The sequence below is a fragment of the Bradyrhizobium sp. CCBAU 51627 genome (assembly GCF_028128765.1).
Classification (GTDB): domain Bacteria; phylum Pseudomonadota; class Alphaproteobacteria; order Rhizobiales; family Xanthobacteraceae; genus Bradyrhizobium.
Genome location: NZ_LBJG01000012.1, coordinates 1 through 25,800, shown reverse-complemented (window position 1 = coordinate 25,800; position 25,800 = coordinate 1). Strand labels below are relative to the sequence as shown.

At 64.0% G+C, this 25,800-nt stretch carries 27 protein-coding genes; 6 read left to right on the top strand and 21 right to left on the bottom strand.

The window, feature by feature from the left end; all coding sequences use genetic code 11:
• The first annotated feature begins 31 nt into the window (after positions 1-31).
• Both XH88_RS06890 and XH88_RS06885 read left to right on the top strand, forming a co-directional pair.
• Positions 32-1,393, top strand: coding sequence for a hypothetical protein (locus XH88_RS06890; RefSeq protein ID WP_271614658.1), 1,362 nt, complete (start codon positions 32-34; stop codon positions 1,391-1,393).
• 256 nt (positions 1,394-1,649) lie between these two features.
• Positions 1,650-3,389: a caspase family protein gene (locus tag XH88_RS06885; protein WP_271614657.1), complete on the top strand. Its 1,740-nt coding sequence runs from the start codon at positions 1,650-1,652 to the stop codon at positions 3,387-3,389.
• 193 nt (positions 3,390-3,582) lie between these two features.
• Here the strand turns inward: XH88_RS06885 and XH88_RS06880 are convergent, their stop codons facing one another.
• The 4 genes from XH88_RS06880 to thiD form a co-directional block, all read right to left on the bottom strand.
• Positions 3,583-4,566, bottom strand: a complete 984-nt coding sequence (locus XH88_RS06880) for a threonine/serine dehydratase (RefSeq protein ID WP_271614656.1) — start codon at positions 4,564-4,566, stop codon at positions 3,583-3,585.
• Positions 4,567-4,628: 62 nt separating this feature from the next.
• Positions 4,629-5,672 (bottom strand): glycosyltransferase family 4 protein, encoded by a 1,044-nt coding sequence (locus XH88_RS06875; RefSeq protein ID WP_271614655.1) that lies wholly within the window; start codon positions 5,670-5,672, stop codon positions 4,629-4,631.
• On the bottom strand, positions 5,672-6,484 hold the full coding sequence (locus XH88_RS06870; RefSeq protein ID WP_271614654.1) for a UDP-2,3-diacylglucosamine diphosphatase: 813 nt from the start codon (positions 6,482-6,484) through the stop codon (positions 5,672-5,674). The genes XH88_RS06875 and XH88_RS06870 overlap by 1 nt, the downstream gene beginning before the upstream one ends.
• Positions 6,485-6,688: 204 nt before the next feature.
• Entirely contained in the window at positions 6,689-7,489 is an 801-nt protein-coding gene (gene thiD / locus XH88_RS06865) for a bifunctional hydroxymethylpyrimidine kinase/phosphomethylpyrimidine kinase (RefSeq protein WP_271614653.1), read from the bottom strand.
• A 288-nt stretch (positions 7,490-7,777) separates the two neighbouring features.
• Between thiD and XH88_RS06860 the strand changes: the two genes are divergently transcribed.
• Both XH88_RS06860 and XH88_RS06855 read left to right on the top strand, forming a co-directional pair.
• Positions 7,778-9,751 (top strand): hybrid sensor histidine kinase/response regulator, encoded by a 1,974-nt coding sequence (locus tag XH88_RS06860; protein ID WP_271614652.1) that lies wholly within the window; start codon positions 7,778-7,780, stop codon positions 9,749-9,751.
• A 96-nt stretch (positions 9,752-9,847) separates the two neighbouring features.
• On the top strand, positions 9,848-10,093 hold the full coding sequence (locus XH88_RS06855) for an Lrp/AsnC ligand binding domain-containing protein (RefSeq protein WP_018642903.1): 246 nt from the start codon (positions 9,848-9,850) through the stop codon (positions 10,091-10,093).
• Between the two features lie 27 nt (positions 10,094-10,120).
• Here the strand turns inward: XH88_RS06855 and XH88_RS06850 are convergent, their stop codons facing one another.
• Positions 10,121-11,047 (bottom strand): c-type cytochrome, encoded by a 927-nt coding sequence (locus XH88_RS06850; protein WP_271614651.1) that lies wholly within the window; start codon positions 11,045-11,047, stop codon positions 10,121-10,123.
• 154 nt (positions 11,048-11,201) lie between these two features.
• On the opposite strand from XH88_RS06850, the gene XH88_RS06845 reads away from it, so the two are divergent.
• Positions 11,202-11,621, top strand: a complete 420-nt coding sequence (locus XH88_RS06845; protein ID WP_271614650.1) for a CHRD domain-containing protein — start codon at positions 11,202-11,204, stop codon at positions 11,619-11,621.
• Between the two features lie 76 nt (positions 11,622-11,697).
• On the opposite strand, the gene XH88_RS06840 is transcribed toward XH88_RS06845, so the two are convergent.
• The 6 genes from XH88_RS06840 to XH88_RS06815 form a co-directional block, all read right to left on the bottom strand.
• Positions 11,698-12,981 (bottom strand): cystathionine gamma-synthase family protein, encoded by a 1,284-nt coding sequence (locus XH88_RS06840; RefSeq protein ID WP_271614649.1) that lies wholly within the window; start codon positions 12,979-12,981, stop codon positions 11,698-11,700.
• Between the two features lie 240 nt (positions 12,982-13,221).
• On the bottom strand, positions 13,222-13,671 hold the full coding sequence (locus XH88_RS06835; RefSeq protein ID WP_271614648.1) for a cytochrome c: 450 nt from the start codon (positions 13,669-13,671) through the stop codon (positions 13,222-13,224).
• 99 nt (positions 13,672-13,770) lie between these two features.
• Positions 13,771-16,080, bottom strand: a complete 2,310-nt coding sequence (locus tag XH88_RS06830) for a xanthine dehydrogenase family protein molybdopterin-binding subunit (protein ID WP_271614647.1) — start codon at positions 16,078-16,080, stop codon at positions 13,771-13,773.
• 114 nt (positions 16,081-16,194) lie between these two features.
• Positions 16,195-16,404 (bottom strand): hypothetical protein, encoded by a 210-nt coding sequence (locus XH88_RS06825; protein ID WP_271614646.1) that lies wholly within the window; start codon positions 16,402-16,404, stop codon positions 16,195-16,197.
• On the bottom strand, positions 16,405-16,788 hold the full coding sequence (locus XH88_RS06820; RefSeq protein ID WP_271614645.1) for a DUF1127 domain-containing protein: 384 nt from the start codon (positions 16,786-16,788) through the stop codon (positions 16,405-16,407).
• Positions 16,789-17,095: 307 nt separating this feature from the next.
• A complete protein-coding gene (locus XH88_RS06815; RefSeq protein WP_271614644.1) occupies positions 17,096-17,545 on the bottom strand; it encodes a c-type cytochrome in 450 nt (149 codons plus the stop codon).
• A 495-nt stretch (positions 17,546-18,040) separates the two neighbouring features.
• Here XH88_RS06815 and XH88_RS06810 point away from each other — a divergent pair, with 495 nt between their 5' ends.
• Complete coding sequence (locus XH88_RS06810; protein ID WP_271614643.1) at positions 18,041-18,190, top strand: hypothetical protein; 150 nt, start codon at positions 18,041-18,043, stop codon at positions 18,188-18,190.
• A gap of 176 nt (positions 18,191-18,366) precedes the next feature.
• Here the strand turns inward: XH88_RS06810 and XH88_RS06805 are convergent, their stop codons facing one another.
• The 10 genes from XH88_RS06805 to XH88_RS06760 form a co-directional block, all read right to left on the bottom strand.
• Entirely contained in the window at positions 18,367-18,822 is a 456-nt protein-coding gene (locus XH88_RS06805) for a DoxX family protein (RefSeq protein ID WP_271614642.1), read from the bottom strand.
• Positions 18,823-18,824: 2 nt separating this feature from the next.
• Positions 18,825-19,028, bottom strand: coding sequence for a hypothetical protein (locus tag XH88_RS06800; RefSeq protein WP_271614641.1), 204 nt, complete (start codon positions 19,026-19,028; stop codon positions 18,825-18,827).
• Positions 19,025-19,684 carry an NrsF family protein gene (locus XH88_RS06795; RefSeq protein WP_271614640.1) on the bottom strand — a complete coding sequence of 220 codons (660 nt, stop codon included), beginning with the start codon at positions 19,682-19,684 and terminating at the stop codon, positions 19,025-19,027. Before XH88_RS06795 ends, XH88_RS06800 begins: the two co-directional genes overlap by 4 nt.
• 4 nt (positions 19,685-19,688) lie before the next feature.
• Positions 19,689-20,204 carry a sigma-70 family RNA polymerase sigma factor gene (locus XH88_RS06790; RefSeq protein ID WP_271614639.1) on the bottom strand — a complete coding sequence of 172 codons (516 nt, stop codon included), beginning with the start codon at positions 20,202-20,204 and terminating at the stop codon, positions 19,689-19,691.
• Between the two features lie 46 nt (positions 20,205-20,250).
• On the bottom strand, positions 20,251-20,958 hold the full coding sequence (locus XH88_RS06785) for a cytochrome c biogenesis CcdA family protein (RefSeq protein ID WP_271614771.1): 708 nt from the start codon (positions 20,956-20,958) through the stop codon (positions 20,251-20,253).
• 38 nt (positions 20,959-20,996) lie between these two features.
• On the bottom strand, positions 20,997-21,392 hold the full coding sequence (locus XH88_RS06780; protein ID WP_271614638.1) for a thioredoxin family protein: 396 nt from the start codon (positions 21,390-21,392) through the stop codon (positions 20,997-20,999).
• A gap of 162 nt (positions 21,393-21,554) precedes the next feature.
• Positions 21,555-23,081 carry a murein biosynthesis integral membrane protein MurJ gene (gene murJ / locus XH88_RS06775; RefSeq protein WP_271614637.1) on the bottom strand — a complete coding sequence of 509 codons (1,527 nt, stop codon included), beginning with the start codon at positions 23,079-23,081 and terminating at the stop codon, positions 21,555-21,557.
• Positions 23,082-23,315: 234 nt separating this feature from the next.
• A complete protein-coding gene (locus XH88_RS06770; protein WP_271614636.1) occupies positions 23,316-24,503 on the bottom strand; it encodes a DegT/DnrJ/EryC1/StrS family aminotransferase in 1,188 nt (395 codons plus the stop codon).
• A 9-nt stretch (positions 24,504-24,512) separates the two neighbouring features.
• A complete protein-coding gene (locus XH88_RS06765) occupies positions 24,513-25,517 on the bottom strand; it encodes a Gfo/Idh/MocA family protein (protein ID WP_271614635.1) in 1,005 nt (334 codons plus the stop codon).
• A 180-nt stretch (positions 25,518-25,697) separates the two neighbouring features.
• Positions 25,698-25,800 (bottom strand): hypothetical protein (locus XH88_RS06760; RefSeq protein ID WP_271614549.1); only part of this gene is annotated, 103 nt, incomplete at its 5' end.

Below are 25,800 nucleotides of genomic sequence, written 5' to 3'. Positions count from 1 at the left end.
AACGCGCAGTGATTTGCGCGACGAGATTGTCATGGCCAACGAAGCATTCGCCCTTTCGCCCATGTCTGCCCGCGCGGCCGAGCCGAACGAGCAGGATTACGACGCGATCCGCGAAGCCTTCATGGAGACCGCGCGCGGTCGCTGGTTCCTCGGCGAATATGCCAAGCGCAACCGCAATGCCGATACGCGCATGGTGCTCGACGCGGTCGCGAAAATCGAAGAAACCCTTGCGGCACAGCGACAACCTGTTGTCGAGGACCGCCTGCCCGAAGCGCTGGTCGCGATCCGCCGTGCCGTCGAGGACGCAGAAAGCGCCGCCAGCAGGGCCTTCGATCCCGCCGCGATCGCGGCGGGCCTTGCGCCTGTTACGCGCGGCGTGCGCATCATCAAGGAGATCTCCTGGCGCTGGCGCGAGATCGGCGCCGACGGGCGGATCTGCGACCTCATTGATTCGCAGCTCGCCTCGATCGAGGCGGCCTGCGCCCAGGCCTCGACCATCGACCCGCGCGCCGACCTCAAGGCCGCCTTCGATCTGCTCAAGGACCGGGTCGAGCAGACCGAGGCTGGCAGCGGCGCAGCGCCGCAGAGCTCGGCGCCTGCGCAGGGAACGCCGCCGCTGGCGGAAGCGCCTGACGCCGGGGCGCCTGCGGCGATGGCGAGCGACACCCCCGTGGCTTTTACGGAGATGCCGGGGGAGATCGCTCCCGAGCCCGAGCCTGAGTCAGCCGTTGATGCGAGCGGGGTTGCCGGGGAGGCGATGGCGGACGTCGCGATCGCGCCAGAGATCGCCGAAAGCCACGCCGCCATCGAGGAGAGTGTTGCTGCAGTTGACGAAGGCCTCGCCGAGCCCGCAGCCATCGCCGGGATCACCGACGAATTCTCGCTCGATGCCGCCGCGGAGGCCGAGGACGAGGCCATCCTCGAGGCCATCGCGCTGGAGATGGCCGCGCCCGATCCGGAGTTCGATGCAATCGTCGAGCCCATGGAGATGGAAGCAGCCACTCCCGAACCGGCGCCGGAGCCGATCGCCGCGGAGATCGCAGAGCCGGTCGCTATGGAGGCGCCGATCGCGCCGCCCGTTGAAGCGCCCGATGTCGAAGAGCCGGTTACTGAGGCGCCGATCGCGATGGAATCGCTCGCGCGCCTCACCGATGCTATCGCCGAAGCCGCCGCCGAAGTCATGGAGCAACCGGCTCACGCCATGGCGGCCGCCGCCTCATCAGACGCAGCGCCCACCGCAACGCTGCCGATGCCCTCGCCCCTTGCAACGCCCTCGCTCGGCGCCACCATCCTGGCCAGCGGCATCGTGCAAAAGCCCCGCCCCGCCGCCAACGACGCACTGGCTCCGATCCGCCGCATGACCCAGGCCGAGAAGATCGCGTTCTTCTCGTAAGGCGGCACACGTTCTCTTTCTCGTCATTGCACTCCGCCAAGCAATCCAGAATCCCTCCGTGGAAAGAGTCTGGATTGCTTCGCGGAGCTCGCAATGACGAAGCAAGAGGCGGCAACGAGATCCATCCAATAAGCATTTGCGTGATCTAGATCACGCACCTCGCCATGGTGATCGCGATCACGGACCCCGGGCTCGAACGCGACCTAGCTTCCTTGCAACCAATCTCGCATCGAGATGAGTGCCAAAGGAGCACGCCATGTTCCGCCTGAAATCCGCCCTGATGACGGCCAGCCTGCTGGGAAGCCTGTTCGGCTTCGCCTGCGGCCCGGTTTCCGCGCAAGTCGCCCCCGTCGAACCCGCCCCGACCGCGCTGCAAGGCCCGGAGCAGCGGGTGGCGCTGGTGATCGGCAATTCCAACTACCAGAACGCACCGCAACTCGCGAACCCCGACAATGACGCGCAGTCGATGGCGCAATTCCTCAACTCGGCCGGCTTCGAGGTGATCTCGGCGACTGACCTCGGCCAGAACGACATGCTGCGGGTGGTGCAGGATTTCTCGGCCAAGGTGTCCGCGCGCGGCCCGAACACGGTGGCGATGGTCTATTACGCCGGTCACGGCGTACAGCTCGCCGGCGAGAACTATCTCGTTCCGGTCGATGCGAAGGTCTCGAACCAGACCGAGCTCGTCAACGACTCGGTCCGCCTGGTCGACGTGATGTCGACGCTGGAGACGATCCCGAGCCGGATGCGCATCGTCATCCTCGATGCATGCCGCAACAACCCGTTCCCGAAGGTGAACGACGCCGGCCGGGGCCTTGCCATCGTCGATGCGCCGAACGGCTCGATCGTCGGCTATTCGACCGCGCCGGGTGCTGAGGCGCTCGACGGCACCAACGGCCACAGCCCCTATACGCAGGCCTTCCTGAACATCGCGCGCGAGCCCAACGTGCCGATCGAGCAACTGTTCAAGCGCGTGCGTCTCGCGGTGAACCAGAGCACCAGCGGCGCGCAAGTTCCCTGGGAGAGCTCCTCGCTCACCTCCGACTTCACCTTCTTCGGTGACACCGTGGTTGCCGCCAACCGCGCGCCCGTGCATGCGCCGGCGGTGCAGATGGCCTCGAACCTGCCGAGCCGTTCGGCGCGCCAGGCCTATGACTACGTGCTGTCCGAGGGCAGACCTGAGTACTATCAGGAGTTCGTCGCGATGTATCCGCACGACCCGCTGTGCGACCACATCCGCTGGCTGCTCGCGAACCTCTTGATCTCGCAGGCCTGGCACCAGGCGGTGCTCGCCAACTCGCCGATCGCCTACAAGGCCTTCTACGACAGCTACGGCAACAGCCCCTATGCGCAAGCCGCGCTGAAGCTCGAGGCGCAGCCCAAGCTGATCCCGCTGATGCAGGCGACGAAGTTTTTGGCTCCGCAGAACATTGCCCCGACCTTGAAGATCGGCAATCTGGGCGCGCCCAAATACATGCCGCTGATGCAGCACGGCAATGGCGTGATGCAGACGAACGCCAACCTGCCGATCGTGCAGAAGCCGGTGGACGGCAACGTCATTGGCAAGCTCGGCAACGGCACGCCGTCGCAGGCTCCGGGCAAGATCATCACCCTGCCCGCGCCGACCCACACGGCGAACACCGGCGCCATCGGTAAGATCACGACACTGCCGGTGACCACCACGACGCAGAACACCGGCAACACCAATACCGGCAATCCGGGTAAGGTCGTGAGCGTGCCGGTGACTGTTGGCAAGGGCGGCTCGACCGTCGATGTGAAGCCGGTGAACGTTCAGACGCAGGGCAACCCGATCCGCATCAACGACGGCGTGAAGCTCAACAACAACCCGGTGAACAAGGTCCAGGTGCAGAACAACCGCCCGCAGTTCAGCACGATCAACCGGATCAACAATGGCGGCGGCAACAACTTCCGCCAGTCGATGAACCAGGCGCCGATGATGAGCGGCGGCGGCAATCACCGCGGCTTCATGCACTGATCACGGCACCACGCATAACAGAAGGGGCAGAGCGAAAACGCTCTGCCCCTTCTTCGTGTCAGCAATCGATCTTGTCATTCCAAGATGCGCCGTGAGGCGCAGGCCCGGAATCCATACTCACTATCGTGGTTATGGGGTCTCAGATGCGCAATTGCACATCGTAGCTCACGCTTCGCGTGCCCCGGAATGACGGCTAGGCCACCAGCTCGGCGAACAGATCCGCATCGACATTGCCGCCGGAGAGCACGATGACGACGTTCTTCCCGGCGACATCGAGACGTCCCGCCAGCAGCGCGGCAAGGCCGACCGCCCCGCCGGGCTCGACCACGAGCTTCAGCTCGCGATAGGCAAAGGCCACCGCCGCGCCGACTTCCTTGTCCGACGCAGTGACGCCGCGCGCGAGCAGTTTGCTGTTGATCGCAAAAGTCATCTCGCCGGGGATCAGCGCCATCAGCGCATCGCAGATGGTGCGGCCGGCCGGCGGATGCGGCTCGCGATGGCCGACGCTGAGCGACAGGCTGTGATCGTCGAACGCCTCCGGCTCGGCGACCACGATCTGCGCCTGCGGATAGCGCGCCTTCACGGCCGTGGCGACGCCCGCGATCAGGCCGCCGCCGGAGGCCGGCGCCACCACGATATCGGGTGCAAGGCCGAGGGTTGCCATGTCCTCCGCAATTTCGCGGCCGGCCGTGCCCTGGCCTGCGATCACGAAGGGATCGTCGTAGGGCCGGACCAGCGTCGCGCCGCGCTTCTCGGCGATGCCGCGCGAGATCGCCTCGCGATCGTCCTTGTCGCGATCGTACAGCACGACCTCGGCGCCGTAGGATTTGGTGCGCTCGCGCTTGGAAAGCGGCGCGTCCGCCGGCATCACGATGGTCGCCTGCATGTCCAGGATCTTGGCCGCCGCCGCCACGCCCTGGGCGTGGTTGCCGGAGGAGAAGGCGACGACGCCGCCGGCGCGCTTGTCCTGCGGGATCGAGAACACCTTGTTGAACGCGCCACGGAACTTGAAGGAGCCGGTGCGCTGGAGCATCTCCGGCTTCAGGAAGACGTTGGCGCCGACGCGCTCGTTGAGCACGGGAAAGGACAGCAGCGGCGTGCGGACCGCGAACGGCGCGAGCACGCGGGCTGCGGCGTCGATATCGGCAGGGCCGATCGGAAGGGGCTGTTCGGACATTTGGCGATGTTATCGCGGCTGGCGAGGCCCGGGCAAGACACCTCCGCGCGAGGATTTCCCTCTTAGGCAACGAAGCGCGGCTGTTCCGCCCCGTTCCGGCCCGGCAGCACCGCGCCGACTGCGCGGATGCTGTCGATGAAGGCCCTCGCCGAGGCCTCCCAGGTGTGGGCGGTGGCGAATTCGACGCAGGCCTGCCGCGAGACATCCAGCGCGGCAAAGCAGGCGTTGCGCAGGTCATGATCCAGCGCCCCGACCGGCGCATCGCCGATGACATCGCGCGGTCCCTTCACCGGAAAGGCGGCGACCGGCAGGCCACTCGCCAGCGCCTCGAGCAGGACCAGGCCGAACGTGTCGGTCTTGCTCGGAAACACGAAGACGTCGGCCGCGGCATAGATATCGGCCAGCTCCTCGCCATGCTTCTCGCCTAAGAAGATCGCGTCGGGATAGGCCTCCTCCAGCGCGTTGCGCGCCGGGCCGTCGCCGACGATCACCTTGGTGCCGGGCAGATCGAGGTCGAGGAACGCTTCCAGATTCTTTTCCACGGCGACGCGGCCGACCGAGAGGAACACCGGAGCCGGCAGGCAGAGGTCGACGGCGCGGGGGTGGAACAGATGGGTATCCACGCCGCGCGGCCACAGCACCACGTTGTCGAAGCCGCGCTCGCCGAGTTCGCGGGCCAGCGCAGGCGTTGCCGCCATCACCGCCCGGCTTGGGCTGTGGAAGCGGCGCAGCGCCCGCCAGATCAGCGAGCCCGGAACCGGCACGCGGGCGCGGACATATTCGGGAAAACGGGTGTGGAAGCTGGTCGTGAACGGCAGCTTGCGTTGCCGGCAATAGCGGCGAACCATCAGGCCTATCGGCCCTTCCGTCGCGATGTGGATGCTGTCGGGCTGCGCCTCCGCGATCAGCTTTGCGATGCGCGCGGGGCGCGGCATCGCGAGCCGCACGTCGCGATAGCTCGGCATCGCGAAGGTGCGGAACGCGTCAGGCGTGAGAAAACGGAACTCGACATCGAGCGCGGCAGCCGCATCCGCAAGCTTGGTCAGCGTCCGAACCACACCGTTGACTTGCGGGTGCCAGGCGTCGGTCGCGACCAGGATGCGCATCAGGCCGCCTTTGCGGCCACCTGCGCCACCGGCGCGGGCTTTTGCAAGTGATCAGCCCAGGTGATGATCTCGAACTGGCCGTCGTCGTGCTCGACGATCGCGGTGCAGCTTTCCACCCAGTCGCCGCAGTTCATGTAGCGGATACCGGCCTCGTCGCGGATCACGGCGTAGTGGATGTGCCCGCAGATCACGCCGTCGGCGTCATGGCGGCGCGCCTCGGCCGCGAGCGCCTCCTCGAATGCGCCAATATAGTTGACGGCCTTCTTGACCTTCTGCTTGGCCCATTGCGAAAGGGACCAGTAGCGCACGCCGAACATGCGGCGGAAGAAATTGACGAGCCGGTTCATCCGGATCGCGAAGTCGTAGGCCCTGTCGCCGAGATGGGCGAGCCAACGCGCGTTCTGCACCACCAGATCGAAGATGTCGCCGTGGATGACGAGATAGCGCTTGCCGTCCGCGCCGATGTGAACGGTATTCTCGATGACATCGATGCCGCCGAAATGCGTGCCGTAGTATTTCCGCAGGAACTCGTCGTGATTGCCCGGGATGTAGATGACCTTGGCGCCCTTGCGCGCCTTGCGCAGAAGCTTCTGCACGAGGTCGTTGTGTGACTGCGGCCAGTACCAGCCGGATTTCAACGCCCAGCCATCGACGATGTCGCCGACGAGATAGATGGTGTCGGCATCGTGGTAGCGCAGGAAGTCCAGCAGAAGGTCGGCTTGCGAGCCGCGGGCTCCGAGATGGACGTCGGAGATGAACAACGTGCGAAAGCGCCGCTCCGGGCTCTCGTCACTCACATCGTAACTTCCCATGCGACAGCCTGTAACAATGTCCCGTGACAGGGGGATGACGATTGAACCTTTGAGGCACCCTCAGATACGAATCAGACCTTGCCTCGCCCTCCCCGCGGATATCAGCCGCATGCGACAATCAGGCGACATGGGCTCGCCACGGTTCTCCGCAAAATGCCGGGAAACCCGGGAAATGTCGGTTGGCGGCGGACAGAAACGACCGCGTCAGTAGAACCTGTGGAAATGATGGATCGGCCCGTGGCCGTGACCGACGCTGAAGCGGTCGGCGGCAGCGATCGCCGCGCTGATCCAGCTCTTGGCCTTGCGCACGGCCGTCTCGAGATCCTCGCCCTTGGCAAGGCCCGCGGCGACGGCCGAGGACAGCGAGCAGCCGGTTCCGTGCGTGTTGCGGGTCGTGACGCGCGGCGCGGCAAGTGCGACCGTCGTGTCGGTGGTGACGAGATAGTCGATGCTCTCGCCGCCCTCGCCGTGCCCGCCCTTGATCAGGACCGCGCGGCAGCCGAGCCCGAGCAGCCGGCGCCCCTGATGTTCGATCTCGACCTCGCTTCGCGCGACCGGCTCGTCGAGCAGCGCGGCTGCCTCCGGCAGATTGGGCGTGATCACTGATGCAAGCGGCATCAGCTTCTTGCGCAACGCTTCGACGGCTTCAGCGGCCAGCAGGCGATCGCCCGACGTTGCGACCATCACGGGATCAAGCACGACATGACGAGGCTTCCAGCGCGACAGCGCAGCAGCAATCGCATCGATACTGCCGGCCTGCGCCACCATGCCGATCTTCACCGTGCCGACGCCGAGATCGGCGAACACCGCATCGATCTGCGCGGTGACGAAATCGGCGGGCACCGCATGAATCCCGGTGACGCCCTTGGTGTTCTGCGCCGTCAGCGCCGTGATGGCGGACGCGCCGTACACGCCAAGCGCGGCGAAAGTCTTCAGATCGGCCTGGATGCCGGCGCCGCCGCTCGAATCGGAACCGGCGATGGTGAGCGCCACGGGCGTCGTCATGGGCAGTTTTCCGCGTTTTCGAGGCCTGGCTTTTTGCGGCCGTGGCCTGTCCTACCCCGCCCCCGGCAGCCCAGCAAGCTGGACAGCCGGCGCCGCTCGCCCATCGGCGAATCAGCCCGCCGGGACGTTGCACGAGCCTGTCGTCCCGCGAGCGTGCACATCCGATGAAAAGTGACCTCGGTATTGCCCGGCCTTGGCGTGCCCTCAAGATGGTGGAAACGTTGGTCGATTCGCTGGCGACGCGACGTTGCGGGCCGCCCCGGCCTGCAACCCTCTCGGGATTGCATCATGTGGGCCTATTTTGAACGCCTCCTCGACACATCAATGGTCTCGCCGCACGGCCTCTGCCTGCTATGGGAACCTGAGCTGATCTGGCTTCATGTCGTCTCCGACGCCAGCATCGCGATCGCCTATTTCTCGATTCCGTTTGCGCTCGCGATCCTCGTCACCAAACGGCGTGACCTCAAATTCGGCTGGGTCTTTTGGGCATTCGCGGCCTTCATCATGGCCTGCGGCCTGACGCATGTGCTGTCGATCTACACGCTCTGGGTGCCGATCTACGGCATCGAAGGCCTGGTCAAGGCGGCAACCGCGATTGCGTCGATCTTCACGGCGGCCGCGCTCTGGCCCCTCCTGCCGAAGATCCTGACGATCCCCTCCCCGTTCGAGCTGCAGAAGGTCCAGGCCGCGCTCGAGGAGGAGGAGATCAAGAGCCGGGACGCGGCGCTGCTGCTCAAACAGGTCGGGGACGCCCAGCGCGCGATGCGCGAAAGCATGACGCGTCTTACCGCGGTCGTCGAGACTGCGGTCGACGGCGTCATCCTGTTCGACGCGCAAGCCCGCATTCTCCTCTTCAACCCTGCCTGCGAACGGTTGTTCGGCTATCGCGCCGACGAGATCATGAATTGCGACATCGGCATGCTGATGTCCAATGAGAGGCCGTCATCCGCAGGTGATGCGCGGCCTATCGCAACCGGCGAAGCCGTCGGTCTGCGCAAGGACGGCTCGACGTTTCCGATGGACCTGTCGGTGGGCCAGGCGTGGCAGGATGGCGAACTGATCCACGTCGGCATCATCCACGATCTGACCACGCGCAAGCTGACCGAGCAGCAGCTCCAGCAGGCGCAGAAGATGGAGACGGTCGGCCAGCTCTCCGGCGGCATCGCCCACGACTTCAACAACCTGCTGACGGTGATCATCGGCAACGCCGAGCATCTTGGCGAACAACTCAAAGCCCGGCCCGATCTGCGCCAGTTCGCCGACGATATTTGCCAGTCCGGCGAACGCGGTGCGGAGCTGACGCAGCGATTGCTCGCCTTCAGCCGCCGTCAGCTTTTGCGACCGCAGACGATCGATTGCCGCGAGCTCATCGAGTCCATGCTCAAGCTGTTCAAGCGCACCCTGCGCGAGAACATCGAGATCAGCACCGCCTTCGGGCCCGGCACGATCAAGGCTTTTGCCGACCGCTCCCAGCTCGAATCCGCCGTGCTGAACCTGGCGCTGAACGCGCAGGACGCGATGCCGTCAGGAGGACATCTGATGCTGAGCACGGAACTCGCCGCGATCGACGAAGACTATCGCGCCCTGCACCCGGAGGTGGCGTCCGGCGCCTACGCGCTGATATCGATCACGGACGACGGTGAAGGCATGACGCCGGAAGTGATCGAGCGCGCCTTCGAGCCGTTCTTCACCACCAAGGAGGTCGGCAAGGGTTCTGGCCTCGGGCTGAGCATGGTCTATGGCTTCGCCAAGCAATCCGACGGCCATGTCTCGATCTATAGCGAGCAAGGCCTGGGGACGACCGTCCGGATCTACCTGCCGCGCGCCGGCGGCGGACAGCCGCTGACCGACGTGCTGGAGAGCGAAGAGGCCGCGCCGCGCGGCCATGAGACCATCCTGATCGCCGAGGACGATCCGTTCGTGCGCTCGTCGGTGATCCAGAGGGTGGAAGCGCTCGGCTATCGCGTCATCGCCGCCGTCAACGGCCAGGAGGCCTTGCAGCGCCTGCGCGCCGACCCCGGCATCGACATGCTGTTCACCGACATCGTCATGCCCGGCGGAATGAGCGGCTGGGAGCTTGCCGATCAGGCCCGGCGCATCCGCCCCGCCCTGCCGGTGCTGTTCACTTCGGGCTATGCGCTGGAGACCCTGGTCGAGCAGGGTCGCGGGCACGCCCATTCGGTTGTCCTGACCAAGCCCTATCGCAATGCCGAGCTCGCCCAGCGGCTCCGGGACGCTTTTGCCGCGGCGGTGACTTCGTAGCGTGCCGAATGGCATCTGGCGGCCGGCCCGGCCGCTTGCTAAATCCGGCCGGTTTTGGCCTATTAGCCGGCAAGAGATGCCTTCGGAGTGACTGCAATGGTTCCTTTCTTCGTCCAGATCAAATGCAAGCTCGGCCAGTCCTATACAGTGGCCAACGCGCTTGCCGAAGCCGAGATCGCCTCCGAGATCTACTCCACAGCCGGCCAATATGATTTGCTGGTGAAGTTCTATGTCGACAAGGACACCGACATCGGCCACTTCGTCAACGAGAAGGTGCAGGTGCTGCCGGGCATCCAGGACACCCTGACCATCATCACCTTCAAGGCGTTCGGCACGGGCTAGCAGCGTGCCAATTGGAAAGAGTCTGATCTAGCCGCCAGCTTCCTTGCGCTTGGGCGGCGTCGGCCCGTCGACCGGCGGAAGCGACTTCAGATATGCCGCCATCGCGGCGCGATCCTCCGGCTTCAGCTGCGCGAGGTTCTTGATCACCGGTCGCATCGAGCCCGACGCGCTGTCGCCCTCGGGCATGTCGCCGGTCTCGAGAAAGTCGGCGATATCATTCTCACTCCAGCTGCCGATGCCCTTCTGCGTGATGTTGGGCACCCAGCCCTCGCCTTCGGGATTGGGGCCGCCGGCGAAACGCTGCGTGCTGATGACGCCGCCGAGAACATTGCGCGGACTGTGGCATTCGGCGCAATGGCCGAAACCGTTCACGAGATAGGCGCCGCGGTTCCACTGCGCCGAATGCGTCGTCGCCGGTACCAACGGCCCGGCATCCATGAACAGCAATTTCCAGATGCCGACATTGCGGCGGATGTTGAAGGGAAACGGCAGGTCGTGGTCGCGCACCCGACCCGACACCGGGGGCAGTGTCTTCAGATAGGCAAAGAGATCGCGAACGTCATCGACCTTGGCGATGTGGTAGGACGTGTAGGGAAACGCCGGGAAGTAGTGCGTGCCGCCAGGCGAAATGCCGCGCATCACCGCGTTGACGAAATCCGCCTCGCTCCAGCGGCCGATGCCATCGGCGGGATCAGGGGAAATGTTCGGGGCATAGAACGTGCCGAACGGCGAGCCGAGCGCCAGGCCGCCGCCAAGCTTCAGACGATCGGGCTGGTTGGGCACGGCATGGCAGGACGAACAGCCTCCGGCGTTGAACAGCTCCTGTCCGTTGGCAAGATCCGGCCCGCGTGTCGGTGCCGGCAAGGCCAGGGCGGTCGGCGCAGTCAGCCACCAGTAGACAGCAAAGGCTGCGACGGCAGCAATCAGGGCAGCAAGAATTGTCCGTCGCAGCATTGAATATCCCGGTTGAACTCTGGCGAACTTACGGACCATCCCGCCACCGCTCCAGCCACGAATAATTTAGATGGTGTGACCGGAATCCGGGAATAAAGTCGGAACCGCACTGTTTGCAAGTTGATCGCAATCAGGCGTCAACAGGGAGAGACCCATGAACAAAGCGCTTTTTGCCACGCTGGCACTCGGAGCTGCCGTCGCATTCGCAGGCCCGGCCAGTGCGGAGAAACTGAAGGCGACGCTGAACGGCAAGTCCGAAGTCCCCGCCACCACCAGCAGCGGCACCGGCACCGCCGATCTCGACTATGACGCGGCCACCAAGAAGCTCTCCTGGAAGCTGACCTATTCCGGCCTGTCCGGCCCCGCGACCGCGGCCCATTTCCACGGCCCCGCCGAGGCTGGCAAGAACGCCGGCGTCGCGATCCCGATTCCCGGCGCCGCCAAGAGCCCGGTCGAAGGCTCGGCGACGCTGACTGATGCGCAGGCCTCCGATCTCCTCTCCGGCAAGCTCTACGTCAACATTCACACCGCGGCCAACCCGGGCGGCGAGATCCGCGGCCAGGTGACGAAGTAGTTTCACGGCGACCTTTTCGACGACGGCCGGGCGCAGGAATGCGTCCGGCCTTTTCGGTTTTCAGGTTGAAGAGCGCTCACGTCGCACTCAACGCCTGCTCGAGATCGGCGATCAGATCCGACGGGTTTTCGATGCCGATCGACAGCCGGATGGTGCAATCGAGCACGCCGATCTTGCGGCGGATGTCGGCGGGAACGCCGGAATGGGTCATCGTCGCGGGCAGGCTCGCCAGCGACTCCGTGCCGCCAAGGCTGACCGCGAGCTTGAAGATCTGCAGCGCATTAAGGAATTTCTCCGCCGCCGCCTGGCCGCCGACGATGTCGAACGAGAACGTCGATCCCGCCCCCAGGCATTGCCGCGCGAACACGCGCCCCGCAGGCGAGGTTTCCTCGTGATGGCCGAGATAGTGCACCTTCGCCACCTTGGCGTGGTCGCGCAGGAAATCCGCAACGAGACGCGCGTTGCTGTTGGCCTTCTCCATGCGCAGGCTCAAGGTCTCGAGCGAGCGGTTGATCATCCAGCAGGAATGCGGATCGAGCTGGGTGCCGATGGCGCCGCGCAGCGCCTTGACCCCCTTCATGACTGCCCTGGTGCCGAGCGCGGCGCCCGCGATCAGGTCGGAATGACCGCCGACATATTTGGTCAGCGAATACAGCGAGATGTCGGCGCCGTGCTCGATCGGCCGCTGAAACACCGGGCCAAGCAGCGTGTTGTCGCAGGCGATGATCGGCGTGTGGCCCTGGGCCTTGCCGATGGTCTCGGCGACGCGGCGCATCAGCGCGATGTCGACGAGGCCATTGGTCGGGTTGGCCGGCGTCTCGACCAGGATCATCGAGACCCGGCCCTTGCGCATCGCCTCCTCGGCGGCCCGGTTGACCGTCGCCTCGTCGATGCCGTCGGCAAAGGCGACCGCGCCGATCGAAAAGCGCGACAGCGTGTTCGTCAGCAGCGTTTCCGTGCCGCCATAGAGCGGCTGGGAGTGCAGGATGACGTCGCCCGGACGGACGAAGGCCAGAATGGTCGTCGAGATGGCCGCCATGCCGGAGGAGAACAGCGCGCAGCTCTCGGTGCGCTCGTAGATCGCGAGCCTGTCCTCGACGATCTCGCTGTTGGGATGATTGAAGCGCGAATAGACGAGCCCGGCCCCCATGCCTTCCGGCGGCTCGCGCCGGCCGGCGACGTAATCGAAGAAATCCTGCCCGTCCTCGGCCGTTTTGAACACGAAGGTCGAGGTCAGGAACACCGGCGGCTTGATGGCACCTTCCGACAGCTGCGGGTCGTAGCCATAGGTCAGCATCAGCGTTTCCGGATGCAGCATATGGTTGCCGATATGGGTTTTCGACGGGAACGGTTTTGCCATGGCCTGTCTCGCTATTGCCTGGGATCGCCGCCGCGCCGGAACGCCTGACAGCGTGAGGCATCAACGCCGCGGCGCGAGCAAACATAGTCCTTCTGACCGCGATCCGTCAGACCGTGGCAGGAGAATTTGACGATGCGCCGCGTAGCCCGGATGGAGCGCAGCGCAATCCGGGACAGCTGCATCCGCATGAACAGCTCACCCGGATTTCGCTGCGCTCCATCCGGGGTACGAATTCAACTGCTACTTCAGCTTCAGCCGATACGTCTCGTGGCAATCGTTGCAGCGGTCGTTGATCGTGGTGTAGGCGGCCTTCAGGCTGGCGACATTGTGGATCTTGCCCTTGACGTCGGCGATCGCCTTCTGCACCGGCGGAATCTTGGAATCGAAATCGGCCTTGTTCTGCCAGACTTTTTGCGACGCCCCGTACCACGCGTTGACGACGTCCTGCTTGGGATTGACCTCGAAGGTCTTGGAGATCTTGGCGACACTGGCCTCCAGGTCGTCCACTGCCTTGTCGACGGCTTTCTGATTGTAGGGAATAGTTCCCTTCGACATCTTCTGCATCACATCGTACAGGCTCTTGGCCTGCGAGCGCATCAGATTGTCCTGCTCAACCGCGACCTCCTGCTGCGCCATCACGGCGCCCGCACCCAGAAGCAGGGTGCCTGCGACAATCAGCGTACGTTTCATAGGCTTGTTACTCCGGCTCGCAAGTCGGTTTGGGGGATGACCATTGAGGATAGAACCCGGCCGCGGGCAATTAATTCCCGTGGGCCGGGTGGCCCCGCCTTACAGGCTGTGGCGGCGATGGTGCTCGTTGATCGCGATCCACACCCGCTCCGGCGTTGCCGGCATGTCGATGTGGTCGATCTTGTATTCGCGCCAGAGCGCATCGACGATGGCGTTGACGACGGCCGGACAGGAGCCGATCGCGCCGGCCTCGCCGGCACCCTTCACGCCGATCGGATTGGTCTTGCAGGGGATGTTATGGGTCTCGAATACGAAGGACGGACCATCGGCTGCGCGCGGCAACGCGTAGTCCATGTAGGTGGCGGTGATGAGCTGGCCGTCCGTCGCGCCATAGACCACCTGCTCCATCAAAGCCTGGCCGATACCCTGCATGGCGCCGCCATGCACCTGCCCCGCCAGCAGCAGCGGATTGAGCGTCTTGCCGAAATCGTCGACGATCACGTAGTTGACGATTTTGATGATGCCGGTGGCCGGATCGATCTCGACTTCCGCCAGATGCGTGCCGTTGGGATAGGTGCCGTCGGCGCTGGCGAAGGTTGCGCTGCCATTAAGCTTCGATGGATCCACGCCAGGCCGCTTGGCGAGATCGGCAAACGAGATCGAACGATCGGTGCCGGCGATGCGGATCACGCCTTCCGAAATCTCGAGGTCGCCGGCGCTTGCCTCCAGTGCCTGCGCTGCGATCTCCTTGAGCTTCTTACCCAGCTCGCCCGTGGCACGCTCGACGCAGACGCCGCCTGTCGGGATCGAGGCCGAGCCGCCGGTGCCGAGGCCCGTGGCAATCTCCGCGGTGTCGCCCTGGCGGACGTGCACGCGCTCGGGCGCAACGCCGAACTGCTCGGCGACGATCTGCGCATAAGCGGTCTGGTGGCCCTGCCCGCTCGACTGCGTGCCGATCAGGACGGTGACGTCGCCATTCGCTTCGAGCCGCACATTGGCGGTCTCCTCGCCCATCACGCCGCAGATCTCGACATAGCTCGCAAGGCCGATGCCGCGGATCAGCCCGTGCTTCTTGGCCGCCTTGGCGCGCTTTGGAAATTCCTTCCACTCCGCGATCTCCATGGCGCGCTTGAGATGCGCGGCGAAGTCGCCGGAATCGTAGACCTTGCCGGTCGCGGTCTTGTAGGGCAGCGCCTTCGGCGGAATGAAGTTCTTGCGGCGGATCGCATCCGGCGCCATGTCGAGTTTTCGTGCGCAGGCATCGACCAGGCGCTCGATGACGTAAGCGGCCTCGGGCCGCCCCGCCCCCCGATAGGCATCGACCGGAACGCTGTGGGTGAAGATGGTGCGCACCCGGCAGTGGAAGGCCTGGATGTCATAGAGGCCCGGCAGCATGCCGGCGCCGCCATGCGGGATGTAGGGCCCGAAGGTCGACAGATACGCGCCCATGTCGCCCATCAGGTCGCAATCCATCGCGAGGAATTTTCCGTCCTCGGCGAGCGCCATCTTCGCGGTGGTGACATTGTCGCGGCCCTGCGCATCGCCCATGAAATGCTCGGAGCGATCGGCCGCCCATTTGACCGCCTTCTTCAGTTTGCGCGCCGCGACGGCCATCAAGGCATATTCCCGATACGGAAACAGCTTGGTGCCGAAGCCGCCGCCGACGTCGGGGCAGATCACCCGCATCTTGTCGGTGGGGATGTTGAGCACGTTCTGACAGAGGATGTCGCGCAGGCGATGGCTGCCCTGGCTGCCGACCGTCAGCGTCAGATGATCGTTCTTGGCGTCGTATTCGCAGACCGCCGCGCGCGTCTCCATGAAGCTCGCGACCACGCGCGGATTGACGATGGAGATTTCGGCGATCGCATGCGCCTTGGCGAAGGCAGCTTCCGTCGCTTTCTTGTCGCCGATCGAGACGTCGAACAGCACATTTCCTGGTTTGTCCGGCCAGACCTGCGGCGCGCCCTTCTTCACGGCGTTGACGACGCCGGTCACCGCCGGCAGCGGGCTCCATTTGACGTCGACCGCCTCGATCGCATCGCGGGCCTGGTCAATGGTCTCGGCGACCACGAAGGCGACGGCATCGCCGACATGCCGCACCTCGTCCTTGGCGAGGATCGGGTAAGGCGGGCCGGTGAACGGATCGGTCTCGAGATTGAACAGGCAGGGCAGATTGCCGAGATCCTTCACATCGTCTGCAGTCAGGATCAGCGCGACGCCGGGCAGGCCGCGGGCACGGCTCACGTCAATGGTGTATTTGGCATGCGCATGCGGCGAACGCAGCATCAGGCAGCGGAGCGCCGCCTGCGGCGCATAATCGTCGGTATAGCGGCCCTTGCCGCGGATGAGCGCGTCATCCTCCTTGCGCAGCACGCTTTGGCCAACGCCGAATTTGATGGGAGCCGCCATTCTATCTTCCCGTTTCTCATGGTTGTTTTGGCGGCATATTGCCGTGGAAAAACGGGCAGTGCAAACGGGATTAGGCAGCCACGGCCCGCGAAAAATTGCCCCGTGCCCCGCCCGTCAGAGCGGGATCGGACGAGACGGCCGCAGTTCGGTCATTTCCCAGTAATGATCGACGATCCTGCGGACGTCCTCGGTGCGCTCGGTCCCGGCCAGCCTGCCGATACAGGGATAATTGCCAAAGCAGCGCCGCAGCGCACGCCCGAGAACAAGCGGCCATACCGGCCGCCGCTTGTTCTCGGAGCGCATGTCCATCTCGCGATCAATCATTTACATCCCGCCACGGTTCCAGAGATACCGCGTGCTGTCTCTCAGTTGATCGATGGCGCGCTGAGGCGAGAGGTAGTCGATCTCGCCGCGCGTCAGGCCGATATCCAACAGCTCCCTGTCGCTCAGGTCCTGCAAGGTGAGCTGCGGGTTCTGACGCCGCGCCAGAAACGCAAGCCAGGCTTGCTTGAGCAGACCGAGGACGCTTCGCGTCGATGCCGCATTTGCTCCGGAAGCATCCTTGTCCAGCGCCGTGGCGGACGCCTTGAGGCGCGCGGCCAACACCTGGTCGATCGCGTCCTTTGCCTGCACGAAGGAGAGATTGAGGCCGCGCCTTGCGGCCTCGCCGTCAATTCCGTGGGAGATATCCGTTAGTTGTGGTGGCATCGCACGCTCCTGCTGTTGTGCCGGCAGGGAGCGTGGCCAAACAAAAGGCCCCGTCCGATGCCGGCGGGGCCTGGTGGAAAGGTGTCGTCGTCGAGATGCTAGCGCACGACTCCTCCCACGGCCCAGCCGAAGCGGGTCATGCGGTTGAAGTTGACTTTGCGCGAGCATCTAATCATGAGGACGCGAATACCACGGCGGCCGTGCGAAATCAAGAGATGTGCGACGGCCCGCTACATCTTTGAGGCGAGCCTTCGCCCCGCTGCCAAATTGTGCTGCGCGGACAAGTCGCCTCGACGCTTGTCGGTTGCTACTTTTGCTGAATTCGACTCAGATAGTCGACAACAGAGAGGATGCGTTTTCGCACGACGAGTTCTGGGCTTTGCTCCGGCCCGGCGAGCTTCCAATAAGATGGATCCACATAGTGAGGCAATTTGATAATGGGATTGAATCGTTCTCCCCAAATCGGCATTTCACGCGTGCCGTGAGCGGGAATTGTTTTCGATCCATCTATGGTTTCGTAGACAGTGTTCGTCGGAAACACGCCGTTGTTGTTCCTGGCCAACATCGTCAAATCGGGAGGCGGTGTCTTAAGCTGGTCGCCAACCGGTCCTTTGCCCCTCGCATCCGTGCCATGGCAACTCGCGCACGACGACTGAAACTCTGACTTGCCGACATCGAGATCTTCGGCCTGAGCCGCGGCGGCGCAACCAGCGGCAAGACCGGCAATGATCAAACATTTCACAGCAGATTTTACCATGTCCCGCTCCGACGCCGGCTCGTAAGACTTTACTCCTAGCGGCTTCGCCCGCCGACAGTTTGACCCATATCAAGACCGGCTTGCGGTCTAGCTTCCGCGGAGTCCGGTAGATTCGGACGGGGCTCCGAAAAGGTCGCGACGAACGTATCGACGGCGACTGTTCCACGCCTGGCCCCGCACCAGCGAGACCAGCCAGCTGCGGCCGAACACCACCATGATCACGGCCGCTTGGATAATTGCCTCCGACGGCCAATCGCACGAGAACGCCGCGCCGCACCACGGAGAACGGCACCGGCGGCAGATTGGTCCGATGGCAGTCGCAAGCGCCAGGTGGGTCTCGAACGCCCGACCCATCCTGTGTCCAGGCGAATGTCGCGGCGAGATGACGCTATTCCGTGCATTTCGGCCTCTTGCCACTTTTTGGAGGACTTGTCACACGGATTTCGTTCGGCAAGACTGCTCGCATTTCAAGTACTTATATGAAAGAGCATTCCCATGCCCGAAACACTGGAAAATCTATTGTGGTGTGCCGCACTGGCGACGTGGCTGATGCTTTTTTTCGGGATCATTACCCAGCGCCTGAAGCCTCTCTCGAAATTCCTCAGCCATCTGCTCGAGGTTACGTTTAGGCTCAGGGCGAAATGACGCAGTAATCGCCGTACGACGTTGGCTTCTGCCAAACTGGCGGGACTGCGTATCGCTTTGATGATGCAAGGTCGAACGAACCGAAGAACGCACATCGTCGCGCGGCGCTCTCTCTTTCGGCTCTGCGAGGGAGCGGCGATATCTTGCTCGAGAGAGCGGCTGAAACGGATACGCTGCTAGCTTGCCAGTCTCCGATCGAGGGAAAACCGTCCCCCTCCGGTGACCAGGATCAGCAGAGCGCCGCCCAATATTGACATGTTCTTCAGGAAATTATTGTACTGCCCGATCTGTTGCGGGCCGACGGGATATTCCCAGTAACGATGCGCGATTGCCGTAGCCGACAATACAAATAGAAGAACCAAAATTGCGCAGTAGCGCGTACCGATGCCGAGTATCAAACCAACCGACATCAATATTTCCAGAGTGACGGTGATGATCGTGAACAGCTGCGGCACTGGAACGTTCAGCGAGCGGAAATAGCCCACCGAGCCACTGAAGTTTGTGAGGGCTCCGTAGGCGCTTCCAACGAAGACCCATGCAAGCAGGATGCGGCCGACCAGGATCAGCAGATCGGCATTGCCAGCGGCAAACGCGTCGATCCGAGATGCGGGCGTCGAAAAGCGGAATGCCATATTCACTTCCTCATCGCGTGTTGCCCGAGGACGGCACCTGAACATTGCCAGCATATCACGATCGGCGACCCGCATGAAGGCCCCGGCTGGGCTTTGGAGAACGCACCGCGGGCGAACACCGCGCGCATGATCTCGTCGGGCACGGTGAGGAAGGCCGCGACGATAGGGATCGAGAACAGCAGCGAAAAATCGAAGGCGGCGCTCAACCTCCATCCGCATCTGCCATCCGCACGAGGACGCGTCGTCCAACGATGGCCTCAATGATCACGATCAGTACTGCCGCCCCAAGATTCCAGATCAGGTTCAGGACCGTGGCATCAAGGCGGTAGAGAAGCGACATCGCCGTCGACGTCATGCCCGCAACGGCCAGTCCCGCCACCAGCATGACCAAAGACGGGCGCAAGCGGGCGGCATGACGCAACATCACGAAAATCGATGCCGATAGCGGCAGGCTGACGAGAAGCACCGTGGCAAAACACTGCAATGTCGCGCCAATCCGCAAGCTACCTGCCTCGTAGCTCACCCAATCCGTCAAGCAACCATAGCCAAGGGTTGCCATCCACACCGCAAGCGACGGCAACGGAAGCAACAACCAGAACCGCGAACGATCGGGCAGGCCTGCCATCAGGCAACTCAGCGCGGAGAGTGCGCCCGTCAGGAAGGAGGCCATGATCCCAACGACGAAAGCCGGATTGCGCAGCTGATCTGCAATGTCCGACCGAAGACCATGTTCGACGGCGAGCAGGATCACGATGGCAAGTGCGATCAGAAGCCAACCGCCGGCCCGAAAGAGCGGAGGGCGAAGGACGCGCACCGGCTGCGCCGCGTTCGCGAGGATCTGAATGAGATCGGTAGTATCCATCGTTTCAGTCGCTCCCCTCGCCCAGGAGGCGCCTGAGCGCCCTGATGCCCCGATGGGATGAAACTTTCAAGGATGCAATCGACATTCCGCTCTGCTCGGCGGCCTCCTTCAATGATCTCTCCTGCAGCTTCAAAAGCGTGATGGCTTGACGCTGGCTGGTCGGAAGGGTCTGCAACGCGGCGTCCACAGCCCGGCTATCCAGCGCCAGGTCATCAGGTTGCTCGGCCGCAAATGCCTCATGCTCGGTTTCCAACATCACTTCTCCTGCCGACACGCGTCCCAGGGCGCGCAAGCGATCCGCAACACGATGTCGCGCGATACCGGCCAGCCAAGGCTTGAACGGACGTGACGGGTCGTATGTCTGCCGAACCTCATGCAGTGTCAGCAGGATATCCTGGACGGTATCTTCGGCATCACTGGCATTACGATGCGCGCGGTTCGCAATCGCCCGCAGATAAGGCGTGATGCCGAGCAACAGCCGGCGATAAGCGTGTACGTCCCCACGCTGCCCCAGCACCATGAGCGCCGACCACTCCTGCGGATCTGCTACACGCAAGCCGGACACTTCAAAACCGGGTGGTGAAATCGGTCAACCAAGCGGGCGACGCAGCAACGAGCGCAGCTTCCAGTGCATGATCCGCGCCGGTAAGGATGAGAACTGCCACTGCCACCGCGCTGCCGCCCATCAAAAGCTTCCCCATCCTTCCGGCATTCATCATTTTGCCGCGCCAGCGCATCAATGCCGCTCGGGAAAGTGATCCGACGATCAGCAAGGGAACGGATGTCCCCAACCCGAATGCAACCATGACGGCTGCCACGCTTGCGAGATTCCGACCCTGGGATGCTAGTACCGACGCCGCGCCGAGCGTTGGCCCGACGCAGGGGCTCCAGACGGCGCCCAGCAGAACGCCGACCACGAACTGCCCCTTGATGCCGGTCGGGGTCATGCGGGCGAGAAAGCGGCTTCCGGCATTGCTGACGCCGCCGGTTGCCAATGCGAAGCGTTGCTGCAATGCGCCGCTCAGCAGGACGCCGCCCAATCCGGCCAACAGGACGGCGGAAATGTCGCGGAAGACGTCACCATCGAGACCGATCGCGAAGCCCACGGTCGCGACGAACAGCCCGATGCCGGAGAAAGACAGTACCAGGCCCGCCAGCAACGCAGCGACACCCAGGCGATGCGCAGCAAGCGCGGGCCCGAGCACGAGGGGCAGCAGCGGCAGGACACATGGGGACAGGGTCGAGAGCATGCCCGCGACGAACCCGACTCCCATGCTGACGAATGGCAAGGTCACGGCGATGTTCCCCGGATCTAGTCTGTCGCCTTTTGGAGCAGCGTCTTGATCGAATTGGCTTCGGTATCACCGGTTGAGCGCCCCTTCTCGACGGTACCGTGGAATACGATCAGCGTGCTTTGCTTCTGGGCGCCCATTGCACGTACGAAGTCCTTTTGAGTATCGAAATCGATATTGTAGATGACCAAATCCTTGAATGCGGGGTCATTCTCCAGGTTGTTCAGGATCGGCTGCTGCTTGGCGCAATATGGGCACCACGGAGCGATGATGTGGACCAGGATTGGCTTGCCCTCATGCTGGGTTGCTTCGAAGGCCTGCTGGGTGAACGGCACCTCCGTCGCAGCGAAAGCGGCGGAGCCGAACTCCACCGCAACAGTCAACAAGGCCACAGCAGTCATTCTCGTGAAGCGCATCATAATCTCCTGGCAACTCATGAACCTTCCAGCAACGCGGCTGGCTCGTTACCCAAGGTTCGGATGTTTCTGCCGAAAGGTTACAGCCTCGGCGGCCGAAATTTCACATGGCGCCCCAAAGGGCTGACTGGGCATCGGCTGGCCGCCTCACGAGTACACGCCCTAGCCGCGCACCAGCGAAACCAGCCAGCTGCGCCCGAACAGAGCCATGATCACGAGCCCATAGACGATCGTGCCACCGAGGGCCAATAGCACCAGCGTCACCTCGTCGTGGAAGTGCATCGCGCCCAGCGCAGAGCCGCTGAAGCGCGCGATCAACCAGAACGCGGCGGCGAGGATGATTCCGGTCAGCAGGAATTTGGCCAGCGACATCAGCCAGGCACGATCCAGCACGAGAAAGCCGCGCCGCACGGCGAAGAACAGCACCAGCAGCAGATTGGTCCAGACGCCGACGGCGGTTGCCAGTGCGAGGCCGATCTGGGCGAGCGATCCCATCAAGGCCACCTTCAGGGCGACGTTCACGGCAATGCCGGTCAATGAGGCACGGACCGGCGTCGCGGTATCCTTGCGGGCATAGAAGGTCGCGACCGCGCTGCGGATCAGCACGAAGGGGATCAGGCCGATGGCATAGGCCGCAAGGGTGCCGCCGGCGGCGACCGCGTCGGCCTTGGAGAACGCGCCGCGGGCGAACAGCGCGCGCATGATCTCGTCGGGCACGGTGAGGAAGGCCGCCACAAAGGGAATCGAGAACAGCAGCGTGAAATCGAAGGCGCGGCGCTGCGCCTTCATCGCGCCGTCATGGTCATTGGCCGTGATCCGTTTCGACATCTCGGGCAGCAGCACCGTGCCGATGGCGATGCCGATGACGCCGATCGGCAATTGATTGAGGCGGTCGGCGTAATAGAGCGCCGACAGCGCGCCGGCGGGCAGGAAGGTCGCGATGACGGTGTCCGCGAACAGCGCGACCTGCGTTCCCATCGAGCCCAGTGTCGCCGGGCCCAACGCCTTGAAGAAGCCGCGAACGTCTTCGTCGAGCCTGAGCGGCGCAAAGCGCGGCAGGCCGCCATGGCGCGCCAGATCGCCGGCGAGCAGGAAATATTGCATGAAGCCGGAAATGAGCACACCCCAGGCCGCGGCATGACCGGCGGTCGGAAACCAGGCGGCGAGCGCTAGCGTCATCATCATTGCGACATTGAGGAAGATCGACGCGGCTGCGGCGCTGGCAAAGCGCTGCATCACGTTGAGCATGCCGCCATAGAGCGTCACCAGCGTGATCAGCAGGAGGTAGGGAAAGGTGATCCGGGTCAGCTCGATCGCAAGCTTACGCTGCTCGGCATCCTCGGAAAAGCCGGGCGCAAGCAAGCTCATGGCCTGCGGCATGAACAGCCAGGCGACGATCAGCAGCACCACCTGCGAGGCCAGGAGCAGGGTGAAGATGCGGTCGGCGAACAGGTGCGCGGCCCCCTCCCCTTTCTCGCCATGGACATGGGCATAGGCCGGCACCCAGGCGGCGTTGAAGGCGCCTTCGGCAAAGATCGCGCGGAAATGATTGGGCAATCGCAGCGCGACGAAAAAAGCATCGGCCACCGGGCCGGCGCCGAGAATCGCCGCGAGCATGATGTCGCGGGCAAATCCCGTCAGCCGCGAGAGCAGCGTGTAACCACCGACCGTGAAAATGCGTCCGAGCATGCGCCTGTTTTAGAGCATGGCGCGACCAGGTCTAGGTACTAGCCGCGGCGGAGGTGTGCCCCTCCCCCGCTCTTGTCTTGCCGAAGCCCGCCTTCGGGCGAAGGCGGACGCGGGGGAGGGTTGAGGAGAGGGTGTCTCGACAACGAAGACTCCCCCAGAGGAGAGAACCCTCACCCGGCGCTTCGCGCCACCCTCCCCCGCAAGCAAGCGGGAGAGGGAAGAAAGGTAGCAACATCAGCCCGCGAGCGCGCCCCGCACGGCGGCGATGATTCGCTCCTGATCGGCTTCGGTCAGATAGGCGTGCATCGGCAGGCTGATGACATCCTGCGACAGGCTCTCGCAAGCAGGCAGGCCGCCGTCGGCGACCGGATACTGCTTGTAGGCCGTCTGCTGATGCATCGACTTGCCGTAATAGACCGCGGTCGGCACGCCCTGGGCCTTGAGCGCGGCCGCGAAGCCGTCGCGGTCGGTACCTTCAGGCAGGCGGATCGTGTACTGCGCCCAGACCGAGGTATTGCCGGCCGCGAGCCGCGGAACGGTGACCACGTTGGACAGGCCGCGCGCGTAACGCTCAGCGACCTTGTTGCGGGCGGCGATCTCGTCGTCAAAGATCTTCAGCTTCTCGATCAGGATCGCGGCCTGCATGGTATCGAGCCGACCGGTCAGGCCGAGGCGGATATTGTCGTACTTGTCGACGCCCTGCCCGTGGACGCGGATGCTGCGCAGCGTCGCTGCAAGAGCGTCATCGTCGGTGAAGATCGCGCCGCCATCGCCGAAACAGCCGAGCGGCTTTGCGGGGAAGAAGCTGGTCGTGGTGGCGAGGCCGAAAGTGCCGAGCTTGCGACCCTTGTAGCTTGCGCCGAAACTCTGCGCAGCGTCATCGACCACGAACAGGCCTTCGGCCCTGGCGATCTCGGCGATGGCATCGTGGTCGGCAGGCTGCCCGAACAGGTCGACCGGAATGACGGCGACCGGCCTCAGCCCGGCCTTGCGCGCAGCCGCAATGCCGCGCTTGAGCGAGTCCGGGCTCATGTTGAAGGTTGTCTCGTCCACGTCGACATAGACAGGTGTCGCGCCCAACCGCGCCGCCGGCGACGCGGTCGCGATGAAGGTGAAAGACGGACACAACACGGCATCGCCGGGACCGACGTTCTTCGCCATCAGCACCATCAGAAGCGCATCGGTGCCGCTGGCGCAGCCGATGACGTGCTTGGCGCCGCAATAGGCCGCAAGCTGCTTTTCGAGCTCGAGAACCTCGGGGCCGTTGACGAACTGGCAATGGTCCATCACCCGCTTGACCGCGGCATCGAGCGAGGCGCCGAGCCGGACGCGCTGCGAGGCGACGTCGATGAAGGGAATGGGTTCGGAACGCAGATGCTGGTTCATGGCCTGGTTCTTGGCGCCTTCTCGAATAGTCGACATGGAAAGCTTTTAGCCGGCGACGCGGCGCGGCCCCTTGCGGGCGGACGACGTGGCGGCGGGCCGCGACGGTGTCTCCAGGCACTGCGTGGCGATCTCGAGGCTGGCGACGCCTTCATCGCCGGTCACAGCCGGCGTCTCGCCGTTGCGCACGGCCTTGAGGAAGGCGATCAGCTCGGCGCGCAGCGGCTCGTCATGGCCGACAGGCAGATGCCGCATCGAGTAGCTGCCGTCAGGCTTGAAGCCGAAGCATTCGGTGACCTGGCGCGTCAACAGATCGCCCATCACGTATTTACCGCGGGTCGCGACCGTGACGCTGCGCGCCTTGAACGGCGTCAGCCAGTTTGTGTTGATGTGCGCAAGCACGCCGCTGGCGGTGCGGAATTGCAGCAGCGCGATGTCCTCGCGCTCGGCGACCGCACTCGACAATTGCGGCTGCACCTCGACGATGTCGGATTCGGTGAACCAGCGGATCAGGTCGATGTCGTGCACGGCGAGGTCGATGACGACGCCGACATTGGACATGCGCGGCGGAAACGGGCCGACGCGCGTGATTGCGATCGAGAGGATGTCCTCGCCCGCGATCGCCTGCTTGACGGCGGCAACGGCCGGATTGAAACGCTCGACATGACCGATCATCAACGTGACGCCGGCCTTCTGCGCGGCGGCGACGATCTCGCGGCCCTCGTCGACCGTGGAGGCGATCGGCTTCTCGACCAGCACGTGGATGTTCTTGGCGATGCAGGCGAGCGCGACCTCGTGGTGCAGATGGGTCGGCGCCGCGACGGTGACGGCATCGACGCCCTCGGCGAAGAGCTCGTCGAGCGTCTCGAAGCTGTTGCAGCCGGCGAGTTCAGTGGCACGCGTGCGATGCGTCGGCGACGGATCGACCACGCCGACAAGGCTGACGCCGGGCAGACCGGCGAGCACGCGCGCGTGGTTGCTGCCCATCACGCCGGCACCGATGACGCCGACGCGCAAGCCGGCCTTGGCCGGTTGTGATCCCTTGGAACTCATCTGATCGAACCCCGATTCAACGCAAATCCCCGGGCGCTTCTAGCACGGTCGCCACAGATGTGGCGAATGCCAGCCTGATTGACCGGACACGATTTGATTCAAAAAATTACACGTTCCCCGGGCCTTAGCGCCAAGACGGAGTGCCTTTTGGCCCGGATCGCGTGATTCGGAGTTCGCTGGTTACGACCTTTGATAGTCGTCTTCAATCCGGATGATGTCGTCTTCCCCGAGATAGGAGCCGGTCTGGACCTCGATCAGTTCCAGCATGATTTTACCGGGGTTC